This is a genomic window from Dietzia sp. DQ11-71 (genome assembly GCF_014144995.1).
GTDB classification, from domain to species: Bacteria; Actinomycetota; Actinomycetes; order Mycobacteriales; family Mycobacteriaceae; genus Dietzia; species Dietzia kunjamensis.
In genome coordinates, this window is sequence record NZ_JAALDT010000074.1 from 1 (window position 1) to 1,829 (window position 1,829).

Consider the following 1,829-nt stretch of genomic DNA (forward strand, 5'->3'; position numbering starts at 1 on the left):
CTCGAGCGGGTCGGTCTTGGCGGCCCGGTGCGCGGGCCACAACGACGCGAGGACCCCGACGACCGCCGAGGCCGCCAGCACGACGCCGATGCTGCCCCACGGGATCGTCGTCTCCGTCAGTCCGCTGTCCGCGAGCACGGTGACGAACGCCCAGCCGAGGTAGACGCCCACCGCCGCGCCGATCAACGCGCCGAACACGGCGATCTGCGTGGACTCGAGGTTGATCGTGCGGCGGACCTGCGAGCGCTGCATGCCCACCGCGCGGAGCATCCCGATCTCGGTGCGACGCTCGATCACCGACAGGGCGAGGGTGTTGACGATGCCCAGGACCGCGATGACCAGGGCCAGCCCCAGCAGCGCGTAGATGATCGTCAACAGCTGGTCGATCCCGCCGGTCTGGGTGTCGATGTACTGCTGCTTGCTCTGGACCATCGCGATCGGGATGTCGGTGAGCTCGTCGGTCACCGCCGCGAGGACCTCGTCCTCGCTCACCCCGTCATCCGCCGCGACGAGCACGTTGAAGGTCGACCGCAGGTTCTCCGGCACCAGGCGTTCGTAGACGTCCATCCCGGTGTAGAACTGCCCGAGGATCTGGGAGTCCTCGTAGATCCCGGTGACCCGGAGGGTGCTCTCACTGCCGTCGGGCGCGACGAGCGGCACGGAGGCGCCCATCGTCCACCCCTTGTCCCTGGCGACGGTCCGGGACACGACGAGCGAGTCGGGGCCGGGGTCGAGCGAACCGTCGACCACGGTGACGTCGATCATCTCGCCGACGGGCCCGCCGGCGGCGGACAGCGCCTGCGGTTCCCCGGCGAGCTGGGCGAACGCGAACGCCAGCCAGGCCACGTCACCGACCTCGTCGACGTCGGCGATCTGCTGCTCGATGCCGCCGGGCAGCGGGGTCGGCGGGCCCTGGGACGCCACGCCCTGGACCACGACGTCGGCGTTGATGTCCTGGTCGATGACGCCGCTGACGCTCTCCTTCGTGGTGGCGCCGAGGGTTCCGAACGCCGCCACCAGGGTCAGTCCCAGCGTGAGCGCGAACGCGGTCGCGGCGGTCCGGCGGGTATTGCGTCCGGCGTTGGTGGCGGCGAGCTTGCCGACCGCGCCGAACGGTGCGCCGATCACCCTGCCGATGCCACCGGCGATCGGTTTGGCGAGCGCGGGCATCACCAGGAAACTGCCGATGATCAGCGCGGCCGCACCGACACCGACCGTGATCGCACCGTCCCGCGTCGTCTCCTGCCAGGTACCTATCACCGCGAGCATGAGGCCGCTCACCACGGCGAACAGGCCGACGGCGGTGCGCCATCCGCCGCCGGCCTCGGTGGTGGCCGAGCCGACTCGCATGCCCTGCACCGGGGCGACGCGTCCGGCGCGTCGGGCGGGCGCCCAGGCGGAGAAGACGGTGACGACGAAGCCCAACACCAGCGGGGTGATGACCGACATCGGGGTGAGCGAGAGGGCTCCGGACGGGATGCCCAGGTCGAAGGCCTCGAGCGCCACGAAGATCAGCTGGGCCAGGCCGAAGCCCACCACCACGCCGATCCCGGAGCCGACGAGCCCGGTGACGGCGGCCTCGGCCATCACCGATCGGGTGAGCTGCCCGCGGGAGGCGCCGATCGCGCGCAGCAGGGCGAGCTCCCGCAGCCGCTGGGCGACGAGCATGGAGAAGGTGTTGTAGATGATGAACGTGCCGACCAGCAGCGCGATCAGCCCGAACGCGACGAAGAAATAGTTGATGAAGTCGAGGACGGTCGACAGTTGCTCGGACAGTCGCTCCTTGATCTCCTCGCCGGTCCGGACCTCGTAGTCGGGGAACTCGGCCG

Annotated in this window: 1 protein-coding gene; it reads right to left on the reverse strand. The window is 70.4% G+C overall.

Features of this window, described 5'->3' with window-relative positions; translation table 11 throughout:
* The coding region (locus tag G6023_RS03000; RefSeq protein ID WP_182634049.1) for an ABC transporter permease at positions 1-1,829 on the reverse strand (1,829 nt) is incomplete at both ends.